Origin of the sequence: Chryseobacterium sp. StRB126, assembly GCF_000829375.1 — a bacterium.
GTDB lineage: Bacteria > Bacteroidota > Bacteroidia > Flavobacteriales > Weeksellaceae > Chryseobacterium.
Genome location: NZ_AP014624.1, coordinates 1,189,206 through 1,215,048 on the forward strand (window position 1 = coordinate 1,189,206; position 25,843 = coordinate 1,215,048).

General features: G+C 35.4%; 20 protein-coding genes and 3 tRNA genes. 12 read left to right on the plus strand and 11 right to left on the minus strand.

What is annotated here, in order from left to right; translation table 11 throughout:
- Nucleotides 1-520: 520 nt before the first annotated feature.
- The 6 genes from recG to CHSO_RS05245 form a co-directional block, all read right to left on the minus strand.
- The gene (gene recG / locus CHSO_RS05220; RefSeq protein ID WP_045493168.1) at nt 521-2,608 is read right to left on the minus strand and encodes an ATP-dependent DNA helicase RecG; all 2,088 of its coding nucleotides are present in this window, start codon (nt 2,606-2,608) and stop codon (nt 521-523) included.
- A gap of 136 nt (nt 2,609-2,744) precedes the next feature.
- A complete protein-coding gene (locus CHSO_RS05225) occupies nt 2,745-3,278 on the minus strand; it encodes a thioredoxin family protein (protein WP_045493171.1) in 534 nt (177 codons plus the stop codon).
- Between the two features lie 42 nt (nt 3,279-3,320).
- Nucleotides 3,321-4,832: a peptide MFS transporter gene (locus CHSO_RS05230; RefSeq protein WP_045493174.1), complete on the minus strand. Its 1,512-nt coding sequence runs from the start codon at nt 4,830-4,832 to the stop codon at nt 3,321-3,323.
- Nucleotides 4,833-4,853: 21 nt separating this feature from the next.
- Nucleotides 4,854-5,846, minus strand: coding sequence for a YhcG family protein (locus CHSO_RS05235; RefSeq protein ID WP_045493177.1), 993 nt, complete (start codon nt 5,844-5,846; stop codon nt 4,854-4,856).
- A 59-nt stretch (nt 5,847-5,905) separates the two neighbouring features.
- On the minus strand, nt 5,906-7,660 hold the full coding sequence (locus tag CHSO_RS05240; RefSeq protein WP_045493180.1) for a peptide MFS transporter: 1,755 nt from the start codon (nt 7,658-7,660) through the stop codon (nt 5,906-5,908).
- A 133-nt stretch (nt 7,661-7,793) separates the two neighbouring features.
- Nucleotides 7,794-9,449 (minus strand): peptide MFS transporter, encoded by a 1,656-nt coding sequence (locus tag CHSO_RS05245; RefSeq protein WP_045493182.1) that lies wholly within the window; start codon nt 9,447-9,449, stop codon nt 7,794-7,796.
- 142 nt (nt 9,450-9,591) lie between these two features.
- On the opposite strand from CHSO_RS05245, the gene CHSO_RS05250 reads away from it, so the two are divergent.
- Nucleotides 9,592-10,416, plus strand: a complete 825-nt coding sequence (locus tag CHSO_RS05250) for a GLPGLI family protein (RefSeq protein ID WP_045493184.1) — start codon at nt 9,592-9,594, stop codon at nt 10,414-10,416.
- Between the two features lie 79 nt (nt 10,417-10,495).
- Here the strand turns inward: CHSO_RS05250 and CHSO_RS05255 are convergent, their stop codons facing one another.
- Entirely contained in the window at nt 10,496-12,625 is a 2,130-nt protein-coding gene (locus tag CHSO_RS05255; RefSeq protein WP_045501941.1) for a S9 family peptidase, read from the minus strand.
- 349 nt (nt 12,626-12,974) lie between these two features.
- Between CHSO_RS05255 and CHSO_RS05260 the strand changes: the two genes are divergently transcribed.
- Together CHSO_RS05260 and CHSO_RS05265 are read left to right on the plus strand one after the other, a co-directional pair.
- Nucleotides 12,975-13,448 carry a hypothetical protein gene (locus CHSO_RS05260; protein ID WP_045493187.1) on the plus strand — a complete coding sequence of 158 codons (474 nt, stop codon included), beginning with the start codon at nt 12,975-12,977 and terminating at the stop codon, nt 13,446-13,448.
- A gap of 11 nt (nt 13,449-13,459) precedes the next feature.
- Nucleotides 13,460-13,648 (plus strand): DUF6496 domain-containing protein, encoded by a 189-nt coding sequence (locus CHSO_RS05265; protein WP_045493190.1) that lies wholly within the window; start codon nt 13,460-13,462, stop codon nt 13,646-13,648.
- Between the two features lie 60 nt (nt 13,649-13,708).
- Here CHSO_RS05265 and glgP read toward each other — a convergent pair whose 3' ends face one another.
- Nucleotides 13,709-15,376 carry an alpha-glucan family phosphorylase gene (glgP, locus tag CHSO_RS05270; protein WP_045493193.1) on the minus strand — a complete coding sequence of 556 codons (1,668 nt, stop codon included), beginning with the start codon at nt 15,374-15,376 and terminating at the stop codon, nt 13,709-13,711.
- 204 nt (nt 15,377-15,580) lie between these two features.
- Here glgP and CHSO_RS05275 point away from each other — a divergent pair, with 204 nt between their 5' ends.
- From CHSO_RS05275 to CHSO_RS05295, 5 genes are all read left to right on the plus strand, one after another.
- Nucleotides 15,581-16,378 (plus strand): hypothetical protein, encoded by a 798-nt coding sequence (locus tag CHSO_RS05275; RefSeq protein ID WP_045493196.1) that lies wholly within the window; start codon nt 15,581-15,583, stop codon nt 16,376-16,378.
- Nucleotides 16,379-16,537: 159 nt separating this feature from the next.
- Nucleotides 16,538-18,637, plus strand: coding sequence for a T9SS type B sorting domain-containing protein (locus CHSO_RS05280; RefSeq protein WP_045501943.1), 2,100 nt, complete (start codon nt 16,538-16,540; stop codon nt 18,635-18,637).
- Between the two features lie 94 nt (nt 18,638-18,731).
- Entirely contained in the window at nt 18,732-19,322 is a 591-nt protein-coding gene (locus tag CHSO_RS05285) for a DUF1572 family protein (protein WP_045493199.1), read from the plus strand.
- A gap of 66 nt (nt 19,323-19,388) precedes the next feature.
- Nucleotides 19,389-20,735 carry a tRNA (N(6)-L-threonylcarbamoyladenosine(37)-C(2))-methylthiotransferase MtaB gene (mtaB, locus tag CHSO_RS05290; protein WP_045493202.1) on the plus strand — a complete coding sequence of 449 codons (1,347 nt, stop codon included), beginning with the start codon at nt 19,389-19,391 and terminating at the stop codon, nt 20,733-20,735.
- Between the two features lie 53 nt (nt 20,736-20,788).
- Nucleotides 20,789-22,306, plus strand: a complete 1,518-nt coding sequence (locus tag CHSO_RS05295; RefSeq protein ID WP_045493205.1) for an FMN-binding glutamate synthase family protein — start codon at nt 20,789-20,791, stop codon at nt 22,304-22,306.
- A 245-nt stretch (nt 22,307-22,551) separates the two neighbouring features.
- On the opposite strand, the gene CHSO_RS05300 is transcribed toward CHSO_RS05295, so the two are convergent.
- Entirely contained in the window at nt 22,552-23,286 is a 735-nt protein-coding gene (locus tag CHSO_RS05300) for a hypothetical protein (RefSeq protein WP_045493208.1), read from the minus strand.
- 54 nt (nt 23,287-23,340) lie between these two features.
- On the opposite strand from CHSO_RS05300, the gene CHSO_RS05305 reads away from it, so the two are divergent.
- Complete coding sequence (locus CHSO_RS05305) at nt 23,341-23,778, plus strand: RNA-binding S4 domain-containing protein (protein WP_045493211.1); 438 nt, start codon at nt 23,341-23,343, stop codon at nt 23,776-23,778.
- Between the two features lie 12 nt (nt 23,779-23,790).
- Here CHSO_RS05305 and CHSO_RS05310 read toward each other — a convergent pair whose 3' ends face one another.
- Entirely contained in the window at nt 23,791-24,306 is a 516-nt protein-coding gene (locus CHSO_RS05310; RefSeq protein ID WP_045493214.1) for a shikimate kinase, read from the minus strand.
- A gap of 115 nt (nt 24,307-24,421) precedes the next feature.
- On the opposite strand from CHSO_RS05310, the gene CHSO_RS05315 reads away from it, so the two are divergent.
- The 3 genes from CHSO_RS05315 to CHSO_RS05325 all read left to right on the plus strand — a co-directional run bounded on the left by CHSO_RS05315 (nt 24,422) and on the right by CHSO_RS05325 (nt 24,733).
- A tRNA-Lys gene (locus CHSO_RS05315) sits at nt 24,422-24,494 on the plus strand.
- A 35-nt stretch (nt 24,495-24,529) separates the two neighbouring features.
- Nucleotides 24,530-24,612 (plus strand) — tRNA-Leu (locus CHSO_RS05320).
- A gap of 48 nt (nt 24,613-24,660) precedes the next feature.
- Nucleotides 24,661-24,733: transfer RNA gene (locus CHSO_RS05325), tRNA-Lys, on the plus strand.
- 199 nt (nt 24,734-24,932) lie between these two features.
- Here CHSO_RS05325 and panC read toward each other — a convergent pair.
- Nucleotides 24,933-25,781, minus strand: coding sequence for a pantoate--beta-alanine ligase (panC, locus tag CHSO_RS05330; RefSeq protein WP_045493216.1), 849 nt, complete (start codon nt 25,779-25,781; stop codon nt 24,933-24,935).
- Between the last annotated feature and the right edge of the window lie 62 nt (nt 25,782-25,843).

Genomic DNA, 25,843 nt, shown 5'->3' on the forward strand with positions numbered 1-25,843 from the left:
AATTTTATAACTAATAACTGAAATAATATAAAAAAGAAGACCCTTACTATTCAGACATTTGTAAATGTAAACTTAGTGACACAAATTAGATTATATACATAAAGATACAGATGAATGAGGAGTAATTGTTTCTATAGTAAAAATATATAAATCACGATGTAAACAAAATGAGTTATATTCATTTCCAATTTTAAAGCATAGAAGATCTTTAAACAAAACGGTACAATCATGAAAACTCGAAATAGTTGGAGATATTTTTTATTCGTTTCATTCCCTTATCTCCGCTAGACACAGTTAGTTTTTATAATAAGCAAGTTGGAAAAATAATTCATTTTGTTTTTTATAATTTATTTTAATAGTGACGACTTATCTTCAAATAATATATAGATATTTTCACACCACATCACAAAATATTAAGTATAAGCTATTAAAATAAATTTTTTTAAGCAGACCAAAAAAGTAATTTCTTCTAAATAACAGTTTTATAAGGGGACCGCAGGAAAATTTTTCTGCGGTTTTTTTATGAAATTTTACCCCATTTGTTTTTTCCTTTATAGTATTTTATATAGTAATTTTTAATAATCAGATGGTCTTGTCTTGTCAGCATAGGATCAGCTTCAAGGATCTTATCGATAGTATTTTTGGTAGTCTTAATAATGGCAGAATCTTTGATCAGATCCAGCCTTTTAAAATCAACCACCCCACTTTGCTGGGTTCCTAAAATATCACCAGGGCCACGAAGCTGCATATCAACCTCAGAAATTTTAAACCCATCATTAGTCTCGGTCATTGTTTTAATACGGGTTCTGCTTTCCTTCGATAATTTATCGGAAGTCATCAGAATACAATAACTCTGTTCAGCTCCTCTTCCTACACGTCCTCTGAGCTGATGAAGCTGTGAAAGGCCAAACCTCTCAGAACTTTCAATAACCATTACGGAAGCATTCGGAACGTTTACTCCTACTTCAATAACGGTAGTAGCTACCATTATCTCTGCCTTTCCTGAGGCGAAATAAGCCATAGCAGCATCCTTTTCGTCCGGTTTCATCTTCCCATGGAGCATGGTCACATTATAGTCAGAGAAAAAATCCATGACATGCTCCAAGCCTTCCATCAGATTTTTGTAATCCAACGTTTCAGATTCTTCAATTAATGGATAAACAAAATACACCTGTCTTCCTTTTTTAATTTCATCTTTACAGAAATTATACACATATAATCTATCTTTTTCCCGTCTGTGAGCTGTGATAATTGGTTTTCTTCCCACAGGCATTTCATCAATTACAGAAACATCCAGATCAGAATAAAAGCTCATTGCCAATGTTCTAGGAATAGGAGTTGCGGTCATCACCAGAATATGAGGCGGGATCTTATTTTTAGCCCATAGTTTTGCCCGTTGTGCCACTCCAAATCTATGCTGTTCATCAATAATAGACAGCCCAAGGTTTTTGAATTTAACTTTATCTTCCAGAACAGCATGAGTCCCCACAAGAATAGAAAGCGTACCATTTTCCAGCTCTTCGTGAATAACTCTTCTTTCCTTTATTTTGGTGGAACCAGTCAGCAATCGGACATTGATTCCCGTTTTTTCCAATAAATCTTTTATTCCGTTATAATGCTGCTGAGCAAGAATTTCAGTAGGAGCCATCAGGCAGCTTTGAAAACCATTATCCATGGCAATAAGCATGGTTAATAAAGCAACCATTGTTTTTCCGGAACCTACATCACCCTGTAAAAGCCTGTTCATCTGAATAGGTCTTTTCATATCCATCCTGATTTCCTTTAAAACCCTTTTTTGGGCACCGGTAAGTTCAAACGGAAGGTGTTTTTCATAAAAATCATTGAAATGATCGCCTATAATGGGGAAGGGATTACCATAAGACTGTGCTTTATGATGAAGCTTTTTTAAACCATATCCTAATTGAAAAAAGAAAGATTCTTCAAATTTTAGTCTGAAATCTGCTTTATCAAAGTGTTCCTGATCTTTAGGAAAATGTACATTCAGGAAAGCGTGTTGGCGTGACATAAACTTGAAGGTTTTCATCAGATATTCCGGGAAATTTTCCTCAATAAGATTCGGGATTTCCCTGCAGATATTTCTTAAAGCATTTTGGAAGAACCTCTGATTGAGCCCTCTTTTTGTCAGTTTTTCAGAACTTGGATAAATGGGTTTTAAGCGGCTTTCACCTTCTTTTTTTTCCTCGGCCTCAATTTCAGGATGTGGCATTGAAAATTGGCGGTTAAATACATTGATCTTTCCGAAAATATAAACCTCACGGTTAGTGGGAAGCTGTTCTTTCAACCATTTTGAATACTGAAACCATACAAGATCCATACTTCCCGTATCATCATTGAATTTAGCCGTTAATCTCTTGGTTTTTCCGGTCTGAATTTCCTGAACCTGGGTAATTCTTCCTTTAAACTGAATTTCCTGACTGGTTTCTTCATGAAGCTGAGAGATTTTATAGAGCTTACTTTTATCCAGATAGCGGATAGGATAGAAGTTTAGCATGTCTTCTACAGTGGATAATCCTAACACATTTTTAATGAGTTTGGCTCTTTCCGGACCTATTCCTTTTACATATTCTATGGAAGTTTCTAAAGTCATTTCTTATCTGAGATTCGGGAATCGAATGTTGTATGAAAAACAAAGGTTCGAATTTCGGTAAAATAAAAAAGACTTCCAAAAAAAATTGAAAGTCTTAGTTTATATAAACCATTAAAATTTGAAAATTTAATGGCGATTATTCTTTGATTTTAGATTTGAACTTTTTCTGATAATCTTCCCACTGTTCTCGGGTACGGATCTTTTTAAAGAGATCTTTTGAGATCAGTTCCAGATAAGGTTCCAGCTCTTTGGCAGATAATTCTCCCTGAAGAATTGTGATAGGATCACCATGTTCATCCAAAAATACGGTACTTGGAACAGCTCCTACATTCATATACTGAGTGAATTCATGTAGTGAGTTACGTCCTTTTTTCTGTTCTGTATTAGGATTGGAAAATGTTCTTCCAAAAATTTCAATATTCTTTTTTTCCTCTGCATTAAATTTTACAGGATAGAAATTATCATTTAAAATCTGCGAAAGTACCAGATGTCCGTAAGTTTTTTTATCCATAATCTTGCAGGGGCCACACCAGTCTGCATAAAAATCAATAAGAATCTTTTTAGGATTTTCTTTCTGTGCTTTTAAAGCCTCTTCGATAGTCATCCATTTAGTCTGTGCAAAACTAAAATTTAATAATAATAAGAGAACTATGCTTAAAATTTTCTTCATAATTTGATATTTACGTAAAAATAAGCATAATTACTTATTTTTTTATTTTACATCCTGCATTAATTTTTTCACAAACGGAGATATCAAAATTAATACCACTCCGGCAATTATCGCATACAATCCCAATTGTTTATATCCATCAGTATAAGTGATAAGTTCATCATAATTGGTAGAACCCTCTTTAGCTGTAGCAAGACTTGCTCCTATGATTCCCGCAACATACTGTCCGTATGCTGAAGCAAGGAACCACATTCCCATCATCATTCCCTGAAGATTTTTCGTGGAAAGTTTCGTCATGATAGATAATCCGATAGGGGAGAGGCATAGCTCCCCAAGTGTAATAATTAATAATGCCAGGGTAAAGAAATTCAATGAAGTAATTCCTTGAAGATCTGCAAATAATCGGGTTGCAAATAAAACGTAATATCCTGCTCCTAAGAAAATAAATCCTAATCCGAATTTAATGATTGTATTGGGTTCAATCTTTCTCTTATTCAACCAAATCCAAAGAAGACCCACTAATGGAGCAAGGAAAATGATGAAGAACGCACCTCCTGAGTTATTCACACCATTCGGGTCCAATCCGAAAAGATCTTTATTAAGGTTTTTTGCAGCGAAAATACTTAATGAACCTCCACTTTGTTCATAAATCCCCCAGAATATAATCGAGAAGATAATGAATACTAAGGCTGCCCAAAGTTTCTTACGTTCAGCAGCTGTTACTTTAGACATTTCATAGAATAAATAGATCAGGGTCAATGGCCCGATAGTCCACATGAAATAATCTGTATATTCTGTTTTGGCAACCATTGTCATAATGATTGGGATGAATAGTAAAGACAGAGCATACACTCCATACTCTTTCCATTTTGGGATAGGAGCGCTTTTGATTTCTGCTAATGGATGCCCTGGCTGTAAGCCAATCGTTCCCAATCTTCTTTGTGTAAATACAAAGTTGATTAAGCTGATAACCATTACTACTGAAGCTAACCCAAACGCAATATGCCATCTCATTTCTTCAGCAATCATATTGCCTAAAAATTCACCTTTACCAATAGCAATACATAAATAACCACCTAATAATGCACCAAGGTTAATTCCTGCATAGAACAGAGAAAAACCTGCATCTGCTCTTGAATCATTTGGCTTATAAAGTTGGCCCACCATGGATGAAATATTAGGCTTGAAGAAACCTGTCCCCACTACAGTAAATGCAATTCCAAGGAAAAAGAATTTATGTGGATCGGTTGCCAGAATTAAACTTCCGAGAATCATCAGAAGTCCTCCCCAAAACAGAGATTTTCTGAATCCTAAGATTTTATCGGCAAAAAGTCCCCCTATAAAGGTAAAGGCATATACGAAAGCCTGTGTGGCGCCATATTGAAGGTTGGCTTCTTTTTCGTGGAAATTAAGCTGTGAGATCATAAAGAAAACCAGCATTCCGCGCATTCCGTAGAAACAGAAGCGTTCCCACATTTCAGAGAAAAACAGACTCCAGATTTGTCTGGGGTATTTTCCTTTGAAATTTTGTATTTCATCTAAAGTTAAGCTCATAATGATATATGATTATTTTAATTAAGGGTTTTTATTATCCTGATCCAGTTCAAAACGGATTCTGTCCTGATCGATGATTTGTTTTAATTCTTCTTCTTTGGGGAGGTACAGCAGATATTTGCTGGCAAATAAATTATTTTTATCATTGAGTACGGAGTATTTTACAATGGTTTCATCTTTTTCAGAACATAGTAAAATACCTATAGTTGGATTATCTCCTTCGCCACGTTTCAGGTCATCATACATTCTTACATACATATCAATTTGCCCAATATCCTGGTGAGAAAGTTCTCCTGTTTTCAGGTCGATGATGACAAAACATTTTAGGATGTAGTTGTAAAAAACCAGGTCAATATAAAAATCTGAAGTATCTGTGGAGATATGTTGTTGTCTTGCCACAAAAGCGAATCCTTTTCCAAATTCCAATAAGAATTTTTGGATATGGTCAATGATGGCGGTTTCAATTTCTTTTTCAGAAAACTGTTCATCAGCTTTTAATCCCAGAAATTCAAAAATGTAAGGGTCTTTTAAAACGCTGTGGATGTTTTCAGGTGAAGACTCTTTATGTTTTAAGACTCTTTCGTAGGCAAGGGAATTGATTTGTCTTTTTAAATCTCTTACATTCCAATTATTTTGTACTGCTTCATTCAGGTAATATTGCCTTTTATTCTTATTATCCTGACTGGAAAGCAGCCGATAATGAGACCAGCTCAATTGTTGAGACAATGTGTCAACAATTGGAAAAGCGATGTAAAACTTACGCATATTGGAAAGATTGGTATAGTCATACCCTTTTCCAAACTCCAAAGTAAGCTTCTGAGAAAGATTTTTTAATGTATATTTTCCGTATTCAGCGCGTTCTTTTCCCTGTTGTTCATCTTCAACAATAAGTTTTCCAATCTGCCAGTAAGTAAGCAGTAGCGTAGAATTCGCTATTCGAAAAACCTTTTCGCGCGACAGTCTAATGATCTCCTTTACGGATTGGAATAAAGAATCTTCGGAAATTTCCATCATACGAAAATAAAAAAAACCTCTGACTTAGCAGAGGTTTTATTCATATTTTGTTAATGCAATTAGTTTACACCGTGCATCATTTTCTTTAAGATAGGTGAAAGTAGACCTAATATTACAGAAGCAATACCACAAAGTACAACGAATACCATGAAGAATTCAAATAAATTGTGAATCTCAAATCCTACGAAAGTAGGGTTGTGTAATGGTAATTGAGCTTTTTCAAATGCGGCAACCTGCTCTGTAGTCAAGGTTACTTTTTTATCTAAAACATCCTGTAAATTCACTCCAATTTCCTGAGCTTTCTTAAACTTATCACCTGTAGCAGGGATAAGAGCTCCTAACGAACCTGCTAAAGCATATCCGGCAGCATTAGAGATGAAGAAAACACCATATAATAATGAAGCAAATCTTTTTGGGGCTAATTTACCTACCAAAGAAAGTCCGATTGGAGATAAACAAAGCTCACCACAAGTTTGGATGAAGTATAGAAGCATTAACCATTTGATGGCTAATAAACCTGAACTTCCAAGATCTTTTACATTGTGTGCAATGATGAAATAAGAAAGAGCAATTACAGCAAGACCAATAGCTTGTTTAAGAGGAGATACAGGCTCTTTTCCGTTAGCTCTTAATTTATCCCACATCAAACTGAAAGGGAAAGCCAGTAAAACTACGAAAATCCCATTGAAGATCTGAACCATTGAAGGGGGCATATTCCATCCAAAGATGTTTCTGTCTGTCTGGTTATCCGCAATAAACGTTAATGAAGAACCTGCCTGTTCAAAAGCAGCCCAGAAGAAGATAATGAAGAATGAAACAATATAAATTACCCAGATTCTCTGTCTTTCCACTTTATTTTCAGCAGAAGTCATAATCAGGAATGCAAGGGAAATACCTGCTGCATAGATGAACGGATAAATAATTCCTTTAATCATTTGCCCCATTTCCACAGAGTTAAATCCAAGTTGTCCTACCAGTAAATATCTGAATACAAAGAAAAGAACAGCAAAGATAACTACCGTGATACCTAAAGACATCCCTGAGAATTTAGCTGTTTGAGATTCCCCTTCTTCGAAATCTGCAGTACTGTTATTTTTTGGTAACCCTCCGATAGGTCTTCCTTCTGGAGTTACAACGTATTTGTTTTTAAGGATAAAGAATGTTATAGTTCCGATTAGCATTGCTATTGAAGCTGCCAAGAACCCCCATTTGAAAGCAAAAATATCTCTTACTCCGGTGGTAGCATCTTTTACGTCTCCTACGTAAGGACAGATAAACTGTCCTAAGAATGCTCCAATGTTGATCCCCATATAGAAAATGGTGAACGCAGAGTCCAGTTTAGATTTTTCCTGTTTTGGATATAGACTTCCTACCATTGAGGAAATGTTCGGTTTGAAGAATCCATTACCAAAAATGATAACAAATAATGCCAACCACATAATCATTTTAGCACTTCCAATATCCGCAGAGAAAGTTGAAGCACTGATGAATAATAAAAACTGACCAATGGCCATCAATGATCCACCTACGATGATGGCAAATCTATTTCCTATATATTTATCAGCAATAAACCCTCCTAGAAGCGGGGTCAAATAACATAAAGCTAAAAATCCACCATAGATAATCGCTGCATCAGCTTCTTTTATCAATAAGGAATTTACCATAAAGAGCGTTAAAAGTGCTCTCATTCCGTAAAAGTTGAAACGCTCCCACATTTCCGTTCCGAATAGAACCCATAATCCTTTCGGGTGCCTGGTGCTCTTATTCTCTACCAATTCATCCGGTTTCGGACTTATTGCTTCAATATTATCCATTTTCTATTGTTAATTTTTGTTAAGACTGACAAATATAGTTTATTTTGGGTTTTTGGCAAGGTTTTAATTTTATTTTTAAATAAAAAAGCTGCGGACCTGGTCTGCAGCTTTCTATTCTTTATAAGATCAAGGTTTAATGCCCTTTTTCCTTCATAATTTTATTTAATCTTTTTAACATGGAAAGACCTAAAAGTGTAGCAAATATTAACAAAGCGAAATTCACAAGGAAATAATTCGTCTTGTTTTCGTAGCTGTACCATGTACTTGCCAGAATTCCTGAAAGCTTGTTTCCTACAGAGTTGGCAAGGAAAAATCCACCCATCATTAAAGCTGTAATTCTTGCAGGAGAAAGCTTGGAAACGAATGAAAGTCCCATTGGTGAAAGACATAATTCTCCAATGGTAATCACTCCGTAACTTGCTACCAGCCATAAAGGAGAAACCTTTACAGAACCGTTATCTCCGGCCATTACCGCTAAAACCATTACCAGACACGATAATCCTGAAATAAATAGTCCTAAAACGATTTTGGTAGGTGTTAAAGGTTCTTTTCCTTTTCTTCTCAACAAAGCCCAGAATCCTACTACAACCGGAGTTAATGCAATTACCCAGAATGGATTAATGGATTGAAATAGCTCCGTATTGTATAAGTAAACTTTATTTTCAGGATTTTTCTCCAGAGCAGCACGCTGTTCCGGAGAGATGTTTTTAAAGTAAACATCCTTTCCTGTTTCTTTTTTAGTATCTCCCTTATCATCTTTCTGAGAACGGAACTGGTTGTCATACACAGGAACTTCTTTGTCTTCGTAGCTCTTCCCGTCAACCATATAGATTCCTTCCAAAGGTTTTTCTAAAGATGCAGGAACGCTTCTGTCCGTATAATAATTAGCCCACCTCGTTAAAGCAGTACCATTCTGCTTGAAAACCGCCCAGAAAAACATACTGATAAGAAATACAGAAAGCAATGCTCCAATGGATGCTTTTTCGTCAGGTTTAGCTTTAAAGTAAAGAGAAGCATAGAAATAAATAACAGGAACACATGCAAAAATGAAGGCATCTGTACTATCACTTCCAAAAATATTGTTAGGAATAAACCAACCGATAGCTCCAGCAGCAATGGCAGGGATAAATACTTTAAGCATGATTTCAGAAAGCTTGGTATCTCCTTCCTGTACAGGTTTCATTTGCGCAGCATGGATATAATGTTTTCTTCCGATGGTAAAAATAACCATACCAATCAACATCCCAACTCCGGCAGTGATGAAAGCTTCACCCCATCCGAATTTATTACGCATAAATGCAGCAATAATGTTACAGATAAATGCCCCGATATTGATTCCCATGTAGAAAATATTGTATCCGGAGTCTTTGTTGGCTTTATAGGGTTCTTCAGAATAAAGATTTCCTAAAAGGGTTGAAATGGTAGGTTTAAAGAAACCGTTTCCTATGATAATTAATGCCAGAGAGGCATAAAATAAAGGTAAATCCTTGAAAACACCCATTCCAATATATCCGGCAGCCATCAAAATACCTCCAAGATAAATAGACTTAATATATCCTAAAACTCTATCGGCTAAAAAACCACCAATAAAAGGAGTTAAATAAGTTAATGCGATGTAAGTTCCGAAAATGTCATCAGCAGTTTTGTCCGGTAGTCCCAGACCTCCTTTCATACCGGCAGGTTCAATGACATACAGAACAAAGATTCCAAGAATCAGGTAGTACCCGAAACGCTCCCACATTTCTGTAAAGAAAAGGTAAGGCAGCCCTTTAGGATGTTTTGTCTTCATATATTCAAATTTCAATTGCCCCAAAAATAGGTTTTTAATTCCAATTGATAAAATAAATAATATGGCCTCAAATGATTAATGAAATAAATATAAAAGTTTTGATAAAAGCTGGATATTTTATAATATTGATAGAATTTAAACTATGAAAAAGCTACTATTTTTACTATTGGGAACATTCATCTGTTCATCTCAGAGCAATAGATTTGTGTATGATGTTGTATATAAGAAAGATTCTACTTCAAATAACCTGACCAGAGAAAACTATAATCTGGATATTACAGGGGAAGATCTAGCTTATTATAACAGGATATATTACATTAATGATTCAGTATTTGCTGCTAAAAATCAGTATGGAGGAAAAGGATATCGGTTAACTTCATTTTTAACCAAAAAAATAAATAATGATACCTATCAAAATTATGAATATATCGGAGATGTGAATTTTTATAGGATATCTGAAACTCCCAAACAGCAATGGACCATTACAGACAATATAAAAAAGGTAGATCAAATTACGCTTCAGAAAGCAACCGCTAAATTTGGAGGACGATTCTGGACAGCATGGTTCTGCAAAGATATTCCTTTTCCTTATGGACCTTATAAGTTCAATGGACTGCCAGGATTAATCATGGAATTATATGATACGGAAAAGGATTATTATTTTAAAGTTATTAAAAGTGATAAGATTCCGGATGATTATAAACGTATCTCCTTGTCAAATGCTATTAGTAACATGATTCCTGCAGATCAGAATAAACTAAATAAACTTAAAATAGAGTTATTTAACAGCCCATTTAAATATGTTCTGAATGGAAGACTTTCTTTGTCGGAAGGGAAGAGATTGCAGCTTGAGGATGGTACAATTCTTACCAAAGAAGAACTTAAACCTGCTGAGGAAAATGAAAGGAAGAAGATAAGGTCTTTTAATAATCCTATTGAGCTGGATAAAGCGATAAAGTATCCTTAATACTCAGTAAGTGTATTGCTGATATAAAAATACCTTCCAAATACTTGGAAGGTATTTTTTATTTTAACCTGTAATGTGATTATAAATTTTCTAAGATAAAATCTGTCATTTTCTGATACAACTGAGGCCTTGTCTGGCCGCCATTAATTCCGTGGTTTTTGTCCGGATATGCCATAAAGTCGAACTGCTTTTTATTTTGAATCAAAGCTTCAGAGAATTCCATAGAATTTTGGAAATGTACGTTATCATCAGCTGTTCCGTGGATTAAAAGAAATTTACCTTTCAATAATTTTGCATACTCTGTAGGAGAATTCTTATCATATCCGTCAGGGTTTTCCTGAGGAGTTCTCATAAATCTTTCTGTATATACAGAATCATAATATCTCCAGTTGGTTACCGGTGCTACCGCAATACCCATTTTGAAAACATCCGCTCCTTTTGTCATGGCTAAACTGGTCATATACCCCCCAAAGCTCCATCCGAACATTCCGATTCTGCTCTTATCAATATAAGATTGATTTCCGAACCATTTCGCGGCTGTAATCTGGTCTTCGATCTCATATTTTCCAAGGTTCATATAAGTAACTTTCTTATACTTTGCTCCTTTGTAACCTGTTCCACGTCCATCCACACAAGCAACAATATATCCTTTTTGTACAAGGTGATTGAACCACATGGCATTTCCATTATCCCAAGAGTTCGCAACCTGTTGAGATCCCGGTCCCGAATATTGGAACATAAACAACGGATATTTTTTATTTGGATCAAAGTTTTTAGGCTTCATTACCCAAGCATTCATTTGATCGCCTACTGCATTAGGAATAGTAATAAATTCTTTTTCAACAAAATTATCTGCTTTTAATTTTTGAAGCTGATCATTATTGTTTTGAAGCTCTTTCACTGTTTTACCGTTTCCGTCTTTCAAAACATACGTGTGAGGTTTTGCAGCAGTAGAAGAGGTTTCAATGAAATAACTGTAGTTTTTGCTGAAATTTGCAGCATTATTTCCTTCCGCATTGGAGATCAGCTGAGACTTCCCGTTTTCGATATTTACTTTAGAAACTACTTTATTGATGCTTCCTTTCTCGGTAGTCTGAACATAAATTTCCTTAGATTTTGGGTTGAAACCATAGTAGTCAGTTACCTCCCAATTTCCTTTAGTAATCTGTTTCTTAAGTTTTCCATCTTTATCATACCAGTATAAATGACGGTTTCCATCTCTTTCAGAAGCCCAAAGGAAAGAATCATCATCAAGGAATTCAATGGTTGGACTGTCTGTTTCAATCCACTTATCATCAGTTTCTGTAAATAATTTCTGTACTGCTCCTGTTTTAGTATTTACCTTTAAAACATCGGAAGCATTTTGAATTCTCTCCGAAGTAATCAAAACCATTTCGTCTGCTTTCGCAGTCGGGAAAACATTCTGGATATAATAGTTTTTAAAAGAACTTAAGTTCAATGGTATTACTTTTTCCGTATCAAGACGGTATAACTGTGCAGAAACTACAGAGTTTTTTTCTCCTGCTTTAGGATATTTGTAGCGCATTTCTGCTGGATAAAGATTCTTTCCATAAATTGGAATATAAATCTCCGGAACCTGGCTTTCGTCAGATTTTACAAATACAAGAGCATCGGAATTCTTCGTCCATTCATATTGTTTTGCATGTCCAAATTCTTCCTCATAAACCCAGTCTGCCAAACCGTTAAGAATAGCATTTTTCTTACCATCAGTAGTAATTTGAGTAATTTTTCCTGATGATAAATCCTGGTAATATAAATTGTTATCAGCAATAAAAGCTACTTTTGTGGCATCAGGTGAAAAAGCAGGCTCCTGAACAGGTTTTCCGTCATTTAAACTGATTACTTTCCCTGATTTTAAATCTTTTACCTCAAATTTTCCAAGGAAAGAACGCCTATAGATAGGCTGGCTTTCTTTCAGTAAAAGAATTTTAGACTCATCATCAGAAAATACATAGCTTTTAAAACTTCCATCTACAATATTTCCTTCTTTTTGAGAGGTTTTGTAAGAGTACTTTGCAATTCCTGAAGGCTCGATAACAAGATAGTTTTCCCCGTTTTTCATAGAAGTAATCCCGGCAATACCTTTACCGCGGTAGTATCCTGAGTATATTTTGTCTAAAGTGATTTCTTGTGCTGACACATTATGAAATGCCGCTGCTATAGTAAGAGTTAAGAGTAGTTTTTTCATTTCTAATTTTAATGCTTCCAAATTTAATGAATCTTACTTATATAACCATATAAAACAAAAATCAGGACGAAGTGTCCTGATTTGCATGGAATTTCTTCCAGTCCTCCAATCCACCAGATTCTAAGTTTACATGCTTGCCTGTCTACAGATCTTCTCATTCCCGGTAAAACACCTCCTTATACTTCTTTTAATTGTACTCTTGAAATTTTTTTAAATTTTTCATGGTAAATATTTTTGATTGAACATTTAAGGACGTTAAAAAAACATCTGATGTGAAATTTTCAAAAAAAGGCAATTTGGCAAAAGAATTGAATGTATATAACTACCAATCAAATCAAAAAGAATAATTATGGAAACGAATGCATACAACCAGAAACTGAACCGTTATGTATTAAACGACCGAATTGTTTATACAGGTTTTTCCAGCTTTGATGACGCTCAGCAATGCGCCGGCAAAAAAGGTGGAATATTAGTGGAAGTGGGGTTTAAAGACGGAAACGATAACCCAGAAATTACAGATGAAGCCGGTTTGATAGAGAAAAAACTTCATTACTATGTGTATGCAGGCGATGAGTATAAATTTATCCATTCATCTGATCCCGGATTTAGAAAATATGCAGACGAACTGCAGAAAATTAAAGCAAATAATGATAAAACAAGTCCGGATGAAAGGTATTTTGCCAATTTTGAGATCGAAAATACAGAAGACCCGATTATTGTGCTCAAAAATGATCATTTTCAATCGGTAACATCAAGAGAACGTTCAAAATATTTGAAACACGCCAGAGTTTATGAACTAGGGGTATCCCTGCCAAAATATTAAAAATTCTTATCATGAGCAAAACCAAATATTCCGATAAAGCTCAGGACAAAGTAGGAAAAGTAATGCACGAATTCAAGGAAGGAAAACTGAAGTCTTCTTCCGGGAAAAAAGTGACAGACAGAAAACAAGCCATAGCTATTGGTATTTCTGAAGCAAGAGAAGAAGGCCTGAAAGTGCCGCCGAAAAAGAAAAGTAAATAATTTTAATACAAAATACCCGGACAACTTCCGGGCATTTTTATAAGGTAAAGTGAATAACGACTAGCTATTGGTTTGATTATAAAGTATTCTGTAATATTCATCCGCCATTCTATCGCTGTTGAACTGATCTTTTACATCGTTCATCGCATTGTGCTGGATTTTTCTCCATTGGTCCGGATGATCATAATACATTGGCAGAATTTCCTTTTCAAGGATCTCATATAATGTATTTAAATCATAATTGTCCTGTTCGTAGATACTCATATTCAGATAATCTGCTTTTGGAACAACAAAAGAATTTTCTCCATGCTTGGCAAATTCCGGGATCCAGCCGTCATCTGTAGATAAGTTGACAGATCCGTTCATCGCAGCCGTCATTCCTGAAGTTCCGGATGCCTCTCTTGGAACCCTTGGATTGTTTAGCCAAAGATCAGAACCCTGTTTTAATGATTTGCTTAAAGAAAGTTCATATCCTGTAAGAACAGCCATGTTTTTATGATTTCTACTTTCTTCCACCAAAGTATTGAAGGTGGAAATTGCTGAATAATCCATTGGATAAGGCTTTCCTGCCCAAATGATCTGTACCGGATATTTTGGGTTATTCAGAAGTCTATAGAATCTGTCTTTATCATGTAAAAGAAGATCAGCACGCTTATATTCTGCAAATCTTCTCGCCCATACAATAGTGAAAATATTAGGATTGAAAAGGTTACCGGTTTGGTCTGCAACAATGCTGAACAGTTTTTTCTTTAAATGCTTTTTACGATAATCGAAAACAGTATCATCATTTTCATCTTTCGCATTGTAAAGCGGCTTGTCTGCCCAATATTTGAACTCCTGTGCGTTGGTAATAGAAATGATTTCGCAGATTCCTGGATATTTATTCCACATGGTACGGGAAACCACTCCGTGAAGCTGAGAAACACCATTGGCAATTCTTGCCATTTTCAGAGCACAAAGAGAATGATTGAAACGGTTATCGTCGGTACCTCCAATAGCTTTTACTTCTTCCATGCTATAGCCGGAGAAATACGTCATGTCGTAGCATAATTTGAAATTATGTTTTTCATTTCCTGCTTCTTCCGGAGTATGGGTGGTGAAGACCAGTTTTTCTTTAACCTTATTCAGGTCTCCATTGTATTTTCTTAACAAGTAAAATGCTGCCGGAAGTCCGTGAGCCTCATTTAAATGGTAAACCTCCCTTTCGATGTTCATTTCATCCAGTAATTTAGCACCACCTTTTCCAAGTAGAATATATTGAGCCAGTTTAGTAGATTCATTAGCATCATAGAGCTTGTGACAGATAGTCTTTGAAACATGATCGTTTTCAGGAACATCTGTGGACAAGAAAAACATGGGTGCTGTATTGAAAATTTCAGGATCAAGATACCATACTTTTACCCAAACAGGAGCACTATGAATTTCAATTTGAAATTTTATTCCCGTATCTTCAAGAAAGCTGTACATTTTTCGGGTCCATACAGGCTGAAGAGTCTGATCGTGGTTTCTTGCCTGGTCATAATATCCGAATTTCCAGAGAATACCAATTCCGATAAGATCCTGCTTCAGGTTATAAGCACTTCTCATATGAGATCCTGCCAAGAATCCAAGTCCTCCGGAATATATTTTCAACACCTGCTCAAGGGCAAATTCCATTGAGAAATAGGCAGTTTTTTTTGAATATTGGGGATTGATGCTATAAGGTATTTTAAAATTCCTAAAATCCATAGAATGTGGGTTTGTGTTTGAAAAGGCAAAGGTATTAATAATGAAAATAAACTCTATGTTAAATAATGGATAAATTAATTTAAAAAAGTAAGCGTTGAATAGTTTTTTTACTTATCTTTAAGAGTGTAAAATTTTGATTATCAAAAACTTTTAACGGTGAAAGCCAATGGCTGCATGTGTTTAATTCAATAAAAAAAATCACACATGAAAAAGACATTTTCTGATGAAGATCTGATAAAGAATCTGAGTTTATATTACCTGAATCGGCATTTGAAAAAAAAGCCCATAGAAAAGTATCACCGTACCATAGATGAGTCTCCGCTTCATGATCGTGAAAAATACCGGAAAAAATCAGAGATTCTTCTTCTCAACTCCTTTATGCACCATTTTCCTGATGTTAAATTTGAAAACTTCACCTGCGAAAGCCCAGACTTTATCGCAAAACTAAACGACAAAAAAATTGGAATAGAACTTACCGAAGTTATCAACCATCTGGAAATGAAAAAAGTGGAGAGCACTTTGAATAAAATGTTCCGTCAGGCAGAAATATTATTAGAACAGGAAGACACTACGAAATATCGTGGTGTTTATTTTTTAGAATTCCACCCGAATATAAAGTTTGATAACCTTGAAGAACAGGAAGAAAATATTATTAATATCTATAAAAGCATTAAAAAAAATAAAGGAATAGGCTGTGTAAAAAGTGTGAGGAAATCTTTTCACCGCAGAAATGTTTTTATTACACACGAGTACAGTATGAACCTTTTTGACGAACTCTGTTCAGATAAAATCCTTGATCTTATTGAAAAGAAGAATGAAAAATTTCCTTATTATGATACTTCAGTGGATGAATGCTGGCTGGTTATTGTTTCTGATATGAACTCTATTGCCTCAAGATATACATTTATTCAGAATAAAGACCATTTGAAAGAAGTGAAAAGCCCCTTCCATAAAATTTTTCACCTGGAAAATCTCTGTGGGAATATTACAAGTATAAAATAACAATTTTAAATATTGATTTTTTAATTAAATAGGGTGTTTTTTTTAAATATAATATAAAATACTGCTTTTTGTTATTTGTAATTAAATAATAGGTATATTTGGTATACGTTGGATATTAATCTGACTCAAAACGACTTAACCATAAAAACAAATATATCTATGAGAAGAATTTTACTATTTACTTTTTTATACATTTCCCATTTCTTATACTCTCAACAAGATTGTGCTACGGCGCTGGCTGTTTGCGGAAATTCGAATATTACTTACAGCCCTTCAGGGTATGGTAATATCAAAGAAATGGTAAATTCCGGAACATGTATAGATGCATCAGGAGAGCACAATTCGATCTGGTATAAAATTACAATTGCTACGGGAGGTACTTTGACATTTAATTTGGTGCCCAATAATCAGGATGCAGATTATGACTGGGCTATCTTCGGACCTAACGTGAATTGCGGAAGTCTGGGACCCGCTATACGCTGTAATGCTGCAACAGTTGTTGGAGTGGGGGCAGCTACCGGATTAAACATGACGAGCACCATTACAAACGCAATTGGAGGATCAACAACTCCTTATTGCAAATATTTGGATGTACTACCAGGGGAAACTTATTATTTATTTATTGACAACTGGGTGAGCAGTACGAGCAGTACAACAGCGCCTTTCTCTTTAACATGGGGTGGAACAGCTACGTTGGCTTCCCCGTTCACAGATCCTACTATTCAGCCTAATCCTTTCATGCCACCGGGAATTCCAGCAGCTAATCCTGCTGATCCAAGAGAAGTTATTATCTGTGGAAACCCCGTTGTATTTGATTTTACAACGTTATCCGCAGGTATTGTTAATGGAAATCCCGGTTTTAGCGTAAGTTATCATACCAGTGCTAACGATGCATTGACAGTAAATAACCCCATTACAGCTCCCCTATCAGTAAATACTACAACTGTTTATTATTATAGTATAAGTTATACTGATCCAACTAATCCCAATAGCCCTCTCAATAAATGTAAACAGACAGGGACATTTAAATTTAAGGATGGGACTATTGCTGTAAAAGATGCCACATTAATAGGATGTAACAATAACAATGCTGGGACAGCTCTTTTTGATCTCACATTGGCAGACGTTACAGCATCTACAAATGTTTTTAAGAAATACTATAACAGCATGTTTGATCTTAATGCTGGAATTAATGAGATTATCAATCCTACAGCATTTACTTCTGCAGAAGGAACTATTTATGTAAAAGTAACTTCCGAGTATGGATGTAGCGGAATAGCAAAGATTACTTTAACATTTCATCCCATCGTTGTTGTTCATGAGGCTACCCTTACAGAATGCTTCTTAGAATCCAATCCGAGTACCGGATCTTTTAATCTTGCAAACGCTCCGGTAACGACTCCGGACAACACTAAAAAATACTATCCATCCGAAGCAGATGCTATCAATCAGACCAATGAAATTCTGAATCCAATGACTTATATTGCTCCTAACGGAGTGGTATATGTTAGAGTTACCAATGGCAGAGGATGTTATGCTATTGTGAAAGTTACTTTAGTGGTAACCCCGCCAAAATATTCTGGTGTACTTAAAGATAAAACGATATGTGTGGAAAGTAAAACTACTTTGGATGCCGGGCCTGGATTCAAAAGCTATCAATGGAGTACTGGTGCAACCACTCAAACTGTTACTGTTGGGGTTGGGGTGTATTGGGTGAAACTCAAAACCGGAGAGTGTTATACTATGCAGACAGTAAAGGTAATGTCATCTGAGTTGCCTGTTATTTCTGATATTGAGGTGGGCAATAATATCATAACAGTATCTGTAATAGGAGGTACACCTCCTTATAAATATTCGTTGGATAATATTACCTGGCAGGATTCCAATGTTTTCAACAATCTTCCAAGAGGAGAGTATAAGATCTATGTGAAAGATGATTATAATTGTACTCCTATAAAAGTTGAATTTGTTGTTCCCAATCTGGTTAATGTTATCACTCCAAATGCTGACGGTGTGAATGATGTGATTGATTATTCTGCATTATCCGGTAAACAAAATCTTGTGATTAATATTTTCGACAGATACGGAACCAAGATCCATCAGGCTGATAAACTTAACGGCTATAAGTGGGACGGAACGGTAAGCGGAAGAAGAGTGCCTACAGGAACCTATTGGTATTCTATATTATGGAATGAAAATAATACTAAGAATACCCCTGTTAAATTTACCGGTTGGGTATTGGTTAAAAATCGGGAATAATCATATAATGTAAATAAATAGCATAGATAAAACCACTTCTGAAGAGGTGGTTTTTCTAATTGATTTTTTTACATTAGTTATCAAAATAGAAAAAATGAAAGACCTGTTTGTAAAACGCTTTGAATATTATAAATCCCTTGGAGATAAATCATTTAGTCAGTTATCAGATGAACAGATTTTCTGGCAGTATAACGATGAAAGTAATTCCATTGCAGTCATAGTACACCATATCGCAGGAAATATGCTGTCAAGATGGACTAATTTTCTTACTGAAGACGGAGAAAAATCATGGCGCCACCGTGATGAAGAATTTGTGAATACTTTTAAATCCAAAGATGAGGTTCTTGAATTCTGGGAAAAAGGATGGAAATGTTTTTTTGAAGCTTTAGAACAAATCAATGAAGAAAATCTTTATTCTACAATTTATATAAGAGGAGAGGCACATTCTGTTATTGATGCTGTTTTAAGGCAACTTGCTCATTATCCATATCATATCGGGCAGATTGTTTATATCGCTAAAATGATTAAAAATGAAGATTGGAAAACATTGTCTATTGCCAGAAACAAATCTCAGGAGTTTAATACTGAAATGAAAAACAAATTTTCCAGAGAAGAAACGGAGGGAAACTCATCACCCGTTTGTTTTCAAAACAGCCTGGAAGTAAGGGACGAATATAAACAATAGATTGAATCAATCTTGGATTATTATTAAAATTACTATCTTTGCACCCATAAAATTCAGAAGTAACATATGTCTACTTTTCAAAGAACTGCCGCGTATCATACACTTGGCTGCAAATTAAATTTTGCAGAAACATCTACTATTGCCCGTCAATTAACAGATGCAGGTTACGATAAGGTGAGCTTTGATGAGAAGGCTAACGTTTACGTAATCAATACATGCTCTGTTACTGAAAATGCTGATCGTGAGTGTAAGCTTCATGTAAAAAGAGCCATGAAAGCCAATCCTGATGGGCTGGTGGTTATTGTTGGATGCTATGCACAGCTGAAGCCTGAGGAAATTTCACAGATTGAAGGAGTAGATCTTGTTTTAGGAGCAAAAGAAAAATTTAATATTCTAAGCTACCTTGATGATTTGGAAAAATCAGACAACGAGGGAATCGTTCATTCATGTGAGATTGAAGAAACAGATTTTTTTATCGGAAGTTATTCTATTGGTGACAGAACAAGAGCATTCCTGAAAGTTCAGGACGGATGTGATTACAAATGTACTTACTGTACCATTCCATTGGCAAGAGGAATCTCTCGTTCGGATACCATCGAAAATGTTCTTAAAAATGCTTCAGAAATTGCGGCAAAAGATATTAAAGAAATTGTTCTTACCGGAGTAAACATCGGTGATTACGGTAAAGGTGAGTTTGGAAACAAACGACATGAGCATACTTTCCTGGATCTTATTTCAGAACTTGATAAAGTAGAAGGGATTGAAAGAATCCGTATTTCTTCCATTGAACCTAATCTTTTAAAGGATGAAAGTATTGAACTGGTTTCTAAAAGTAAAAGCTTTGTTCCACATTTTCATATTCCATTACAATCCGGAAGTGATGATTTATTGAAAAAAATGAAACGTCGTTACCTGACTAAACTTTACAATGACAGGGTAAACAAAATCCGTGAGGTAATGCCTGATGCTGCTATTGGTGTGGATGTTATTGTTGGATTTCCTGGAGAAACAGAAGAAACATTCATGGAAACCTATAATTTCCTTAATGAACTTCCTATTACTTACCTTCATGTATTTACTTATTCTGAAAGAGAAAATACAGAGGCTGCTGCAATGGAAGGAGTAGTTCCGGTAGCTGAAAGAAAAAAACGTAATAAAATGCTGAGAATTCTTTCTGAAAAGAAAAAAATGGCATTTTATCAGGCTCAACTTGGAAAAACACTTCCTGTACTTTGGGAGCATGAAAATAAGGATGGAAAAATGTTTGGCTTCACAGAAAACTATGTGAGAGTCCAGAAAGACTTTGATCCTGCATTCGTAAATCAAATCGAATTTCTAAATTTAGAAAAAATCCTGTCAGATGGCACAGTTTCTGTGCAATCTTCCTACCAAAATTTTTTAGCAAAAGCATAGGCTCTTTGCAAAATTTCCACTAAATTTATTTTTAAACTTTAAATACTACATTCATGAGAGATAAGTTTTTATCTTGGGGAATTGTATTAGTAGTCGCTACCTGGGTTGTAGCACTGCTGATAAAAGCGCATTACTGGATACCGACGCTGCTATCCGCTATTTATGCATTGGGTGTTTACAATGCTTACCAATCGAAACATGCTATTCTGAGGAACTTCCCGGTACTGGGTTACTTCAGATATTTTTTCGAAAGTATTTCACCCGAAATGCAGCAATATTTCATTGAAAGGGAAACTGACGGGAAGCCGTTCCCAAGAAATCAGCGTTCTGCAGTATACAGGAGAGCTAAAAATATAAGTGATACGGTAGCTTTTGGAACACAGCTGGAAGTAAATCACAGAAAATATGAAGGTATCAAGCATTCTATTTATGCAAAATCCCCATCAGAAGAACTTCCGAGAGTTTGGGTAGGAGGAGAACAGTGTACACAGCCTTATCATGCTTCTTTATTTAATATTTCAGCAATGAGTTTTGGGGCATTAAGTGACAGGGCTCAGATTTCCCTGAACAGAGGAGCTAAAAAAGGAAATTTTTTCCATAATACAGGAGAGGGTGGTATTTCGCCTTATCATCTCGAAGGAGGAGACTTATGCTGGCAGATCGGGACAGGATATTTTGGATGTCGTGATGATGAAGGAAAATTTAATGCGGAATTATTTACAAAATATGCAACACTTCCTAACGTGAAAATGATTGAGATCAAATTGTCACAGGGAGCAAAACCAGGCCACGGTGGGGTACTTCCCGGAGTGAAAAATACACCGGAAATTGCAGCCATTCGTCACGTAACGCCGGGAATGACCGTTATTTCACCACCATCACATACTGCATTCTCTGATGCTGCCGGACTGTTGAGGTTCGTACAGGAATTAAGAGAGCTTTCAGGGGGAAAACCTGTTGGGTTTAAACTTTGTATTGGGGATACTAAAGAATTTGAGGATGTCTGCGTACAAATGAATGTATTGAAGATCTATCCTGATTTTATAACTATTGACGGAGCTGAAGGAGGAACAGGTGCAGCACCACCGGAATTCTCAGATGGAGTAGGGATGCCTTTGGAGCCAGCCTTAATCTTTGTCAACAGGACTCTTAATAATTATAATCTGAGAAATAAGCTGAGAGTTATTGCCAGTGGTAAAGTCCTTACAAGTTTAGATATCTTAAGAGCTGTAGCAATGGGAGCTGATATGTGTAACAATGCGAGAGGATTTATGTTCTCGTTAGGATGTATCCAGGCTTTAAGATGTAACTCTAACAATTGTCCTACGGGAGTGGCTACTCAGGATAAAATGTTAATCAAAGGATTGGATGTTACAGATAAAAGTGAAAGAGTATATCATTTCCACAAAAATACTCTTCATACCTGCAATGAACTGATCGCAGCAGCAGGAAGAAGTTCTTATGAAGAAGTAGATGCTACCATGTTCATGAGAGGAGACGAATTTGACCACCTTGCAGATCTTTATTTCCCTGATATTTTAGGAAATGTAAAACAGAAGGCAAGATTTTAATAATTGAGATAAATAAGTAGCTTAAAGGCTACTGTGATAAATAAAAAATCAGATTAGAGATCTATTCTAATCTGATTTTTTATGTTTAAGGTTTGGTAGACTTGAAAAGCAGTACTATTTGATTTGATGAATTTTTTATGACCTTGAAAATAAGGGGTTTCTTAACTTTAAAATTCTGATTGGTACTAGTCAGCTTTCAAGAGTGTTTCGCGAATAAAAAACCGTCTGTTATAGACGGCTTGTTTTTATTTATCATCAGTAGGTCGTGTCTCGGTTCCATATATCTGGAAGTTGAAAACAAATGATTTATTTCTATAAGAGGTTCCTAAGTAAGGATAGTGTGCGTTTCTTGCAAATGCAGCTCTTGATGGAACAATAATTACACCCTGCAGGTTGTAAGGAGTTGAATTTGGTATATCTTTAAAAGCTGTAAACTTTTGTAATGCCTCTCTGAATCCAGGTATCTCAAAGTAAGATCTTTCTTGCTTGTTGGCTTCTCTTACACTTTTCTTTGCATAGTAATACGCAGGATCAACGAACGGAATTGTACTATCATCTATCGTGTTTAAAAATTGAGATTTGGAAGAAAATAAAACGGTACCGTTATTATCAATAGCCTGATAAGTATAAATTCTACCCATTATTTTAATAATATCATCCGTAGCAATTACTTTACCATTGTCTGGAGCAGGCTGTGCACCGTCTCTCATAATATAGATTGTTCCAGAAGGAAGGGTTTTATAATCTAATTGTGATAGTTTCTTTTCATTATCATCAGAAGTATCCGTAGTACTGAAAGCTTTTATATTTCCCTGAGCATCCAGATAATTTTCATCCATGAATCTTTTAATAGATTGATCATCATAGCTGTTTTGAACATTGATGTCTTCCGGCTCCTGATACGTAGGTACTTCATCATCTTTTTTACATGCAGTAAAACACAAAGATCCAGCAAGGATATATAAAAATATTTTTTTCATTTCAAAAACTTTAATTACTTTACAAATAATATAACGGCAAAAGTATAAAAAAATATGAGAATAGATAAATTTTTGTGGAGCATTCGTTTTTATAAAACGAGAAGTATTGCAACTGAGGAGATTAAAAAGAATAGAGTTTCTATAGGAACGTCTGCCGTAAAGTCATCTAAGGAGGTAAAAGAAGGGGATATTATTAAAGTCCGAAAGAATCAGATAGATTATAAAATAAAGGTCTTGCAGATTCCTAAGAGCAGAATTGGAGCCAAATTGGTGCCACTTCATATACAGGATGTAACAGATAAGGAACAATATGAACTTCTGAAACTTCGTAAAATGTCTCAGGACTATTACAGAAATAAAGGAGAGGGAAGACCTACGAAGAAAGACAGAAGGGATATGGATGATTATGTAGGCAACGATATTGATGCTGATTTTACGGATTGGGACGATTTCTTCGGAGAAACTGGCGATGAAACAAAAGACGAAGATTAGAATAGAAAAGCTCTAGAGATAGAGCTTTTCTATTATTTCCTTAACTATATCTTCAGGTTCTCTGTCATCAGTCCCTACACTAATTTGAGCTTTACTATAAAACTGATTTCTTTCAAATAAATGCTTGGCAATAAATTCCGGAAGGTCTTTATCTGAAATATTGGCAATTAATGGCCTTTTTTCCTTTTGTTTAGAAAGTCTTTCAACCAATGTCCCTACGGAAGTCCTTAAAAAGACACTTCTGGAATTATGATTGATGATCTCCATATTATTATAGTAAACAGGAGTTCCGCCCCCAAGACTTAATATTACATTCTCTTCTGAAGCTAATATTTCTTCAAGAGCCTCTCTTTCCAGTTTTCTAAAGTGAATTTCTCCTTTTTTTTCAAAAATTTCAGGAATGGTTAATTTATTTCTTCTGGAAATTTCTTTATCAAGATCTATCAATTTAAAATCTATTTTGTCGCTTAATATTTTGGAAATGTGAGATTTGCCACTTCCCATGTATCCAATTAGTGAAATTATCATGAATTTTTTTTAAACAAATTTGCGAAAAAGTTTTGAGATAAAGAAAAAAGTCATATCTTTGCACCACTTAAAACAAGGGACATTGCTTAAATGAAAACTTGTTTAATAAGTGGCCGACTCGGTAGCTCAGCTGGTAGAGCAATACACTTTTAATGTATGGGTCCTGGGTTCGAATCCCAGCCGGGTCACTAGCAATAAAAATTACAGATTTTGTAATTTTATTGCCTGCGTGGTGAAATTGGTAGACACGCCATCTTGAGGGGGTGGTTTCCTAAGGATGTGCTGGTTCGAGTCCAGTCGCAGGCACTGCAAAGAAAATTTTATAATTAAGAATATTTATTCCTAATTGTGGCCGACTCGGTAGCTCAGCTGGTAGAGCAATACACTTTTAATGTATGGGTCCTGGGTTCGAATCCCAGCCGGGTCACAAGTTTACTGAAAAGTAAATTTTTTTCATATTAATATTTTGTGATTTGGTGTTTCAAAGGCTTCCTTCCGGAGGCCTTTGATTTTTTTTGCATGTAATCTAAAATAAATATTGGGAGTAAAGCATTTAAATGAAAAACTCTGACCATTCAAATGATCAGAGCTGTATTTTATTAAGGAATAACCTTTGTGAATGTCTATTAATCCAAATGCATATTGTCAATTAATCGGACTCCATCCACAACTACTACGATAAATGCTCTGAACTTTCTGTCTTTATAGAAGAAGTCGGTTTCCTGTAATGTGTTTTCATCGGCAATCAGGAAATATTCCAATTGCATCCCTTTCTGATTGTTAAAAATATCAGTTACTCTTTCTTTAATTTCAGGAATACTAACCGTTCTGAACCAATCATTTACTTTCTTTAAGGTTTCGTAAATGATTTTTGAAGCTTCTTTGCGGTCTTCATGAAGTCTTTGGTTTCTTGAGCTTAATGCGAGTCCATTGTCTGCTCTGTAAATAGAAACTCCTTTTATTTTAACCGGAAGATGTTTTTTATCAACCATTTTCCTGATGATGGCCAGCTGCTGGAAGTCTTTTTCTCCAAAATAAGCATTATCAGGCTTTACTTGTCTGAATAATTCCTCTACAACGGTTCCTACGCCGTCAAAATGCCCGGGTCTGGATTTTCCTTCCATTTCATTTTCCAATCCATCAAAATCATAGTGTTGGCTTTCTGCTTTTTCAGGATAAATATCGGTAACTTCAGGAATATAAACCGCGTCTACCAATCCAGATTTTTCCAGAATCAGGATGTCCCTGTTGATGTCTCTCGGATATTTTTCCAGATCTTCAGGATTGTTAAATTGAGTTGGATTTACAAAAATTGAAGAAATCACAAGGTCATTCTCCTTTTTTGCTTCCTCATACAGGGAAAGATGTCCCTTGTGCAGAGCTCCCATCGTAGGGGCAAAGCCAATTCTTTTTCCCATTTCCTTCTGTCTTTCAATGAAATCCTGAAGGGTTTTCCTGTTTTTTATAACTTCCATAGTTTATTTTAATACTTATTCAAAAATACTAAAAATATCATATAATAAAATGTGTTTTTACC